Raw genomic sequence first — 9,133 nt, forward strand, 5'->3', positions numbered from 1 at the left:
AGGGACCAGTTATCAGTAAAACAGACTGATTCCAGATTCTCGATTCCTGACACAAAAGTGTTACATTACCTTTCTATTGTTTCATTCTAGAGTTGTTTACCTATATAAGCAATTGATTTTATATGAAATAATTCTATAAATTTTGCTTCAATACCTTTATTTTATTTTGATTTTACTGAACTCTATTAAGATTTCATAAAAATAATCAAAGAGACATCAATGCCCCTTTGATTATTTTTTTTACTATTTTTCTGTTTTCTCTTGTAAAATATTTAATTTATCCTCTAATTCTTTAATTAACTTTCCATATTCTGTCCAATTACCTGCCTTTAATGCTTCTTTAGAGCGATCATATAACTTAGATATATCATTGACCAGCCCTTTAATAGTTAGATTATTATCAGTTATTGGAGTGGTCTGCTCTTTTTTGTCTTTTTCTACATCTTGGTCATTAATTCCAAATAACTTTTCTAAAGCTAACTTTAAGTTATTCTCCATAATTACATCTTCACCATAAGAGACAATTACCCTCTTTAATTCTGGTAACTGACTCTGCTCTGCTTGTAAGTAAATTGGTTCTACATAAAGAATAGAACGCTTAATAGGAATAGTCAATAAATTACCTCTAATTACCCTAGATCCTCTTTGATTCCAGAGGCTCAATTGTTGAGATATCTCTGAATTCTGGTCTATTCTTGCTTCAATCTGCATTGGACCATAAACCAGCTCTCTTTTAGGAAACTTATAAAGAACAAGTTGACCATAATCGTCATGATCAGCTTTGGCTGCCAACCAAGAAATCATATTATTCTTCTTGACAGGAGTAAAGGGTAACATCAATAAGAAACTCTCATCTGCTTCATTAGGAAGCTTCATTAATGTATAATAAGGTTCCATTTCGATAGCAGTTCCTGCATAATTTTCTTGAGGTATATTCCATAAATCCTCTTTATTATAAAAGACTGTGGGATCTTCCATATGATAAATACTGTATAATTTAGCTTGAATCTTAAATAAATCTACAGGATAACGAATATGAGCTTTAAGACCTGCTGGCATATCTTCGAATTTAGTGAATAATTTGGGGAATATCTTCTGATAAGTTCTAATAATAGGATCACTATTATCGACTATATAAAATCTAATCTTTCCTGTATAAGCATTAGTGACAACTTTAACTGAGTTGCGGATATAATTCCCCCAGTTCTGTGGCTCTGAATAAGGATATCTATTACTTGTAGTATAGGCATCATGAATCCAATAGAGCTCACCAGAATTATCTACTACTAAATAAGGGTCATTATCATATCTTAAAAAAGGTGCAATCTTAGCTACCCTACTTTTAATATTACGATTAAACATCAATCTACTTTCTGAATTGATATCATTATTTAATAATAGTTTTAATGTAGCATATTTGAGAGCAAAAGCTAGGCGCTTAATTGGTGTATCTAACTTAACCCCTCCATCACCATTATATTTGATGTAATTATTCTTATCACCTTCTGGATAATCAAACTCTTTAGCCTCAGTATTAACAACTACATATTCATTAGTTAGCTCCCCATAATAGATTCTTGGTTGCTTTACTTCAATTTTTTTACTTTGAGGTGGAATATCTTTGATTAAAAATTCTGGTAATCCACCAGGGCTTACCTTATTTACTGGACTCATTGCTAAACCAAAACCATGAGTATAGTTCAATCGTTTATTTACCCAAGTCTTAGCTCTATTAGATAGTAGCTTTTGATTAAGCTCTCTAGCACCCAACATTACCTGTTGGGTCTTTCCATCTATTTTATATCTATCTATATCGATATCATTAAAAGAATAATATGATCTAATTCCTTGAAGCTGACCATAAGTAGCCTTTAAGGGTCTATTATCCCATAATCTGATATTATTTATTGTAACTTCATTATCGCTAATATCATTATAAGTTAGACTATCTTTGATATCAAAGTCTCTTTTTTCAATCTTATCAAGATTATAAGCTTCTCGGGTAAATTTAATATTATATTTAATATAAGGTGCTTCTCTAGCAATCTCATTTGGTTCAACTTGATACTGTTGAACTAGACCAGGATAAATAGTATTTAATAATAAGGAAGCTATAAATAATGCAACTATTCCTCCAATTATTAACTTTGTCTTTTTAATAAAGATATTGATAAAGATAAAAACCGCTAATATTATTGTTATTATAGATAATGTTTTCAAACCAAATAATTGAGCATGAATATCGGTATAACTAGCACCAAAAGCAACTCCTCTATTAGAGTAAAGTAGCTGGAACATATCTAAGCGATAACCCCATGCTTTGACAACAAAAAACAGACTAATTAAAATTGATAGATGATATTTACTTTGATTATTGAGTCGGCTAAAAGATCCATCACTACGATTATTCAGTAGATAAACTCCTCCTACTATCAGCCCAGTAATAATTATTAAAGTAGATAATAGTTGATAAATGAATTGATAGAAAGGAAATTTAAAGATATAAAAGGAGATATCCTTATTAAATATAGGATCTATACTACCAAAGCTACTTGCATTTAAAAATTCTAGTACTACCTTCCAACTATTAGCACCAATACTACTAAAGAAAAAAGCTACTACCATACTGATTAATAAATAAATCAAGTTTATCCTCTTTGGGCTAATAAAGCCCAAAAACTTCATCTCTTTTTTTGGTTTTAGTTCAATTACCTGGTCATCACTATTATCACTTTTCTTGAAATTATCAATCAAACTCATTAATGTTTTTTTAGTGAATAATAAGTTTAAATAAATAAATAAAGAAAACAATAACCAAACCCCTACTCTAACAATAATCTTTGCTTGAAAGATAGTCCAAAAACTATCTATAAAATTCAAATTCTTAAACCAGAGTATATCGGTATAAAAATTTACCCCCAAACCTAAGAAATTAACTGCTAAAATTATTAGAAAAAATATAGAAATAATTAAACCTCTAGAAAACAATTTCATAAATCACAACCCCTTATTATCTATTTTATAATTTAAATTTATCAATAATATTACTTTGCTTAACTATCACGTCAAGCCCTAATTATATTTTATGTTATACCAATCAAGCTTAATAGCTAATTTTACTATAAAATAATTTGGGAATTTAGATTAACTAGATAGTAATAAAAAAAGTGTAAGTGTGAGCAATAATTATATAACTCACTCCCACACTTAAGAGTTTCAGGTAAGCTATCCTATTATCTGAAACTTTCTCTTTTCATTGCTATCTGCTTTAAGGTAACTATCTAATGATGGTTTTTCCCTCAACTCACCATTGATTTTCTTATTTAGTTGATAAATCCTATTAATGTTATCTATTACCTTTTCCATTTCTAACTCTTTTAATACTTGTAAAGCTTCTTCTTTAGTCTCTTTTATTCTAGTGGCTTTAAGAAGGTATTCAAAACCTTTATCACCTAATTTAATTAGAGCATGATAAGCATTATTTCTAACTAGACCACTGCTATCTGTGATTAAATTGAATATATTAGAAACTGCATCTTTATTTCCAAATTCACCAAGGCTTTTAACTGCCTGACTTCTTACTTCACAATTATTATCCTCTAATTTGTTAATCAAATAATTAAAAACCCTTTGATCATTCTTAAACCTAGCTATAGCTTTAATAGCCTGTAGTCTAATCATCTCTGATTTATCATTTAATAGATTGTAAAAAATATTGATTATTTCTTCATCTTTTCTGTCTTCATAATTTATCCTTCCCAATAACTTAATTGCCCACACTCTATAGACTTCCTGTTTAGTAAAAGCTACCTCAACCAATTGTTCAAAGGCTAAATCACCAATCTTTTCAAAAGCTTTAGTCAATTCCGATAAAAGCATCTGATTATTACAATAAGATAGATAATTTATAAGAGTTTCAATTATCTTGGGATTGACTATTTCTACTAAAGATTCTATAGCTACTTGTCTGACTTTATCACTATCATCATATAAAGAAGTAATAACATAATCGATAGCTTGTGGGGTATTAAGTTTTACTAAAACCTTACAAGCTTCCACCCTTTCACCTTCTTTTCCTACAATGAGTTCATTAAAAAGCTTTTCTATTATGCCATTATTAATAAGCTCCTCTTTTACTTCTTGATATAAGCTTCTTCCAAAAGATTTCTCACTTTCTAATAATAACCTTTTTTTAATTGCCATATCTTTTAATCTAGTTAGTTTTTCTAAGCCTTTGAGTATATCTTCTTTAAGCAATTCTTCAAAATAACTATAGCTTTTCTTATACTTAATATTCTTTATTATTTTTTTAGTTACAAAGAGAATAATAACTATTACTATTATAGTTATTATTTTATTTTCCAATAAAAGAGTTATAGTATTTTGCATAAAGATTGGTATCTCCATCTTCTTCTCTCCTTTTTAAATTGGCTTTATTTCTTTATATTCTATAAATTAATTATTTTTCCTTCATAAAGATTTATTTGGGAGCGATTATCTTATTAATCTTCTTCTATCTTAATAAGATAATCCCCCTACTAATAACTTGGTAGGGGGATTTAGGAAGAAATAAACATGAATATAAATATAACTCAACTTTATCTATATCAACCACATTATATGTTTATTTCATTATTTTGTCAAGAAGATAAATTTATTTGATAAATATTATTGAAGACTTAGTGTCGGTATCACCTCTTCTTCTTCAAAATAAGTAAAGTATTTACCACCACCTAATTGAGCAAGTTCCTTTAGTTGTAATTGACTTATATGAGTAATTTCACCTACTTGTATAATATGAGTCTTAATTCCTTTCTTTCTTAATTGATCAACTATTTCATTGGGCATAATATTTCCAGTATCTCTGCCATCTGTTACTAATAATATATGTTTTTCTCCTGGAAGATTAATTAAATCTTGACCTGCCAATGAAAGATTAATTCCAATTGGAGACTTTCCCGATGGTTGAATCTTATTAATTGCTTTTAAAGTATTCTCCTTATTATCTTGTGAGAGTGGGGCTATTAATAGACTTTCTTTATCTATAGAACCTTTATTACCAAATACCCTCAATCCTAAGTTGATATTATCAGGAATATCTTTAATTACTCTTCTGATAATCTTTTTAGATTGACTTATCTTATTACCTTCTTCTATCTCTCCCCACATGCTACCCGAAGCATCCCAAACAATCTCTACATTTATTTTATTATTTTCTGGACTTTGGCTAGTACTAACTTTTATCTCTCTACTTGCCGATACATTTGCCTTACTTGTTGGAATTGATATAATATTTAAGGTATTGATACCAAAGATAGCTGATAATAGAATTAATATTAAGATAACTAAGGTAAAATTCTGTCTTACTCTCATGATAATCTCCTCTCCTTAAATCTCTTATTTCTTTTTTATAATATTATGTTTCTTTATTCTAGATATTCTATTTTTATTTGCTTGTACCTATATTTATCAGTGGTAGTAGTAAACTAATTAGATATAAATATAGAAAAGAACTCCTAAATTTAGGAGTTCTTTTCTATATTTATATCTATTATTTTTCTAATAGATGCAAGGTACATCTTCCATCTGTAGCTGTATAGGGTTGCTTTAATCTAAATTTCTTTGTTATTGGCAATAATGCTTTCTTAACCAGTTCTATCTCTTTCTTACTTGGCATTCTGCTTTCATGGGATATACTTAAATGATACTTTTGCTCATACTTACTAACTGATATAGTACAGCCTGTAGAAGTGGTATATAATTCTAAAAATATATCCCCTATTTGTTGTTGCTTCTGATACCTTATCTCCATATATCATTCTCCTTTCATATATATTAATAATATACAAGGATAATGCATCTCCTTCATCGATTTAAATAGTAATTTTACATACTATTATTATAACATATATAGTTGTTTTTTCTAATTCTCTCTAACGATCTGTTTAAAACCAAATGAGAAGACAGACTACTGAACATAACATAGAGAATGAATTTTTAATCTAACACCTTATGTTAGTATAAGAATTAATACAATATAGAGATAATACGACACATTCGTGTCAGGAATCGGGAATCTGGAATCAGTCTGTTTTACTGATAACTGGTTCCTGACTCCTGATTGCTAAAGTATCGCACTATCCCCGTAAAAAGATACTATTAATATTTAAATTCAACTAACACAACAGCTTAATCTATTATTTTCAGATTAATATTAGGAGATTATAATATAAAAAAGAGATGGATATCCACCCCTTTTTATATTATAATTTTAATTTTCTTCCACTGATTTACCATAATAATTTACAATTAAATATAGTGCTAACATTCCTAACAATAGTAATGGAAATACAGTCCAGCTAGGTATATTAAATCCTGCTGGTAAGAATCCAAATAGAATAGAAACTATACCAACTACAATAGCATAAGGTAGTTGAGTTCTAACATGATCTATATGGTCTGCTGCTGAAGCTGTTGAAGACATAATTGTAGTATCAGAGATCGGACTACAATGATCTCCTAACACAGCACCTGTCAATACAGCACCAATTGTTGCCATCATAGGAGATCCCAATTGATAGGCCATCGCTACAGCTAAAGGCATGATAATTGAACTTGTCCCCCAAGATGTACCTGTTGCAAAAGCAATGATTCCTGAAATAACAAATATCATTGTAGGTACCATAAAAGCCGGAATAGTACCTTTACTAAGATCGACTAAGAAATTGGCTGTCCCCAACTCTTTTGTAACAAGCCCTAAAGCCCAAGCTAAGATTAAGATTCCACATGCTCCTGCTAAAGCCTTAGCTCCATTTAGCCATCCTTCCATGCTCTCTTCCAAAGACAGTCCACCTTTAAATAGTGCTAAGATAATAGCTACTAATGTTCCAGTAAAGGATGACCATAATAAGACAATACTAGCATCAGCATTACCAAAGGCTTCATATAATGGCATCGCTTCTGTCCAACCACTAGTTCCATTATACCATAGACCGATGATAGTAACTACTACTACAGCTATCATAGGTATAAAAGCATCATACCATTTCATCTTACTATCTGGGTTTACCTCCATATTAGTTAGTTCATCAGAAGCTAGTGGAGTAGCTCCATCTGCTAATACTTTTCCTTCTTTTCTTGCTCTTCTTTCTGCATCATACATAGGTCCAAAATCTTTACCTGTTAATGCTATAAATAAAACCATAGCTAAAGCTAAGATACTATAGAAGCGATAAGGAATAGTCTGCATAAATGTAGAGTATGCATTGGCTTCTATTCCCAAGGTATCAAATGCTGCTCTGATTAAACCCAATTCATGACCTACCCATGTTGAGATAATAGCCATACTAGTCACTGGAGCTGCAGTACAGTCAACTATATAGGCTAACTTCTCCCTAGAAATCTTCATTTTATCAGTAATTGATCTCATAGTTGTACCAACAATTAAAGAGTTAGCATAATCATCAAAAAAGATTAAAATTCCCATCAACCATGTTGCTAACTGTGCTCTACGTGTGGTTCTGGCTTTTTTAGCAACAAATTCAGCTACTGCATTAGTAGCACCTGACCGTGTAATAATCCCTACCATCCCTGATAATATTACTAAGAATAATAGGATTGATACATACCATGAATCTGTTAAATTTTCAATCATATACTTATCTAGAGTTCTCATAAACCCTACTATAGGATTGAAACCTTCTATAATAGTTGCCCCAACAAACACACCTACAAATAATGATACTAAAACCTCTCTACTCCACCAAGCTAAGATAATAGCTAAAACTGGCGGTATCAATGATAACCATCCATATGTTTCCATCAAAATTCCTCCTTAAATATTCTTTCTCTTACTCTTTTGACCCCTCTAGCAATAAAAAAATCCCAGATAACTTACTCATCTAGGATTACAAACATAAGTAATCATTTCTAATAAAATGAGTGAGATAGCGCTCCACCGATAGTGGCAGTTCTGCACTTATTCAATACAGACCCAGTAGCAAGTTTGGAATATTCTTACTACTTCGGCAATTGCCCCTTTCCTTTTAATTCATTGAGTCTTCCTACTCTCATTAAAAGTACTCTTGACTTTTGCACCTCTACCTCATTCCAATTATTAGAAATGAGGTTTTTATTCTTTTGTATTCAACGTTGAGAATTATAACATAGATTTAATTAAGATTCAAGATTAATTCAAATGATTTATTTTATCTACTATATTTTCTATTAATTTTATTAATGAAGTATAAGGGATTAATCCCTTATACTTCATTCTTCATTAAATTCATCTTTGAACTCATCAGATTCAGTTAAATATACATCATTAGCTAATAATTGAAAAGAATCAGGAGCTTTATTTAAATTAACATCTAAAGCCATCAACTCATTCTTCTCACTAATCATCTCTGCAATAAAATCACCTATCTCCATATTATTCTCATAGGCCATTGATTCCAGCAAATTGTAATCTTTAGTAGATAATTCTATAGTATATTCTGGACTCGTTGTTCTCCCTCCTTTTTAATCTTATTATCCCTACTATTAATTGATTTAATACTTAATTATATATAAGATATTAAAAATATGATTTTAAATTATCATTTATGAATATATCCTATACCCTCTTCATAATATTAACAATATAGGTTATATAATTATAATCTTATATTTTTTTAAATAATTATTATTTTATGTTCTAAAAGTAATTAGTCACTAATAAGTATAATATTAAATTTAATTTAATTAAAGGAGGATTTTAAATGAATAGTTTTAATTCAACATTTTCATCTATCAATGAATCAAAGATTTTAAAGTGCCTTTACTTCTCTTATCAGCCAAATTATCTATATAGAATAGCCGAAAAAGGGTTTAATAAAATTGAACTTTTGCGTACATTAGAAAAAGGGTTGGAACATGGATTAGTCCAAATTGATCTTCATGAGTATAATCGAGATAAAAGTATTGTTTGTTTAACTAATAAGGGCAAAGATTTTGTAGAAAATATGCTTAAAGGTAATGTAGGTTAAAAAGATAGAAGGGGCTGTCTCAGAATAGTTTTTAAAAACTATTCTGAGACAGCTAAAAAACCTCCATATGGAGGTTTTTTGCTTTAAATATTTATTTATTGAATTTA

7 protein-coding genes and 1 riboswitch are annotated in these 9,133 nt (G+C 29.6%); of the genes, 1 reads left to right on the forward strand and 6 read right to left on the reverse strand.

Annotated elements, in window-relative coordinates; genetic code table 11:
• Positions 1 to 243 precede the first annotated feature (243 nt).
• The 6 genes from ACTCDL_RS11860 to ACTCDL_RS11885 form a co-directional block, all read right to left on the reverse strand.
• Positions 244 to 2,994, reverse strand: a complete 2,751-nt coding sequence (locus tag ACTCDL_RS11860) for a UPF0182 family membrane protein (RefSeq protein WP_463176787.1) — start codon at positions 2,992 to 2,994, stop codon at positions 244 to 246.
• A gap of 231 nt (positions 2,995 to 3,225) precedes the next feature.
• Complete coding sequence (locus ACTCDL_RS11865; protein WP_463176791.1) at positions 3,226 to 4,407, reverse strand: HEAT repeat domain-containing protein; 1,182 nt, start codon at positions 4,405 to 4,407, stop codon at positions 3,226 to 3,228.
• A gap of 261 nt (positions 4,408 to 4,668) precedes the next feature.
• Positions 4,669 to 5,373, reverse strand: a complete 705-nt coding sequence (locus tag ACTCDL_RS11870) for a vWA domain-containing protein (protein WP_463176793.1) — start codon at positions 5,371 to 5,373, stop codon at positions 4,669 to 4,671.
• 178 nt (positions 5,374 to 5,551) lie between these two features.
• Positions 5,552 to 5,812, reverse strand: coding sequence for a hypothetical protein (locus ACTCDL_RS11875; RefSeq protein ID WP_463176795.1), 261 nt, complete (start codon positions 5,810 to 5,812; stop codon positions 5,552 to 5,554).
• A gap of 459 nt (positions 5,813 to 6,271) precedes the next feature.
• Positions 6,272 to 7,822, reverse strand: a complete 1,551-nt coding sequence (locus ACTCDL_RS11880; RefSeq protein WP_463176798.1) for a Na+/H+ antiporter NhaC family protein — start codon at positions 7,820 to 7,822, stop codon at positions 6,272 to 6,274.
• Positions 7,823 to 7,939: 117 nt separating this feature from the next.
• A riboswitch (Lysine riboswitch) is annotated at positions 7,940 to 8,110 on the reverse strand.
• A 158-nt stretch (positions 8,111 to 8,268) separates the two neighbouring features.
• Complete coding sequence (locus ACTCDL_RS11885; RefSeq protein WP_463176800.1) at positions 8,269 to 8,448, reverse strand: hypothetical protein; 180 nt, start codon at positions 8,446 to 8,448, stop codon at positions 8,269 to 8,271.
• A 311-nt stretch (positions 8,449 to 8,759) separates the two neighbouring features.
• Here ACTCDL_RS11885 and ACTCDL_RS11890 point away from each other — a divergent pair, with 311 nt between their 5' ends.
• Positions 8,760 to 9,026, forward strand: coding sequence for a hypothetical protein (locus tag ACTCDL_RS11890; protein ID WP_463176802.1), 267 nt, complete (start codon positions 8,760 to 8,762; stop codon positions 9,024 to 9,026).
• Positions 9,027 to 9,133: the final 107 nt, after the last annotated feature.

The sequence above is a fragment of the Orenia sp. genome (assembly GCF_055140805.1).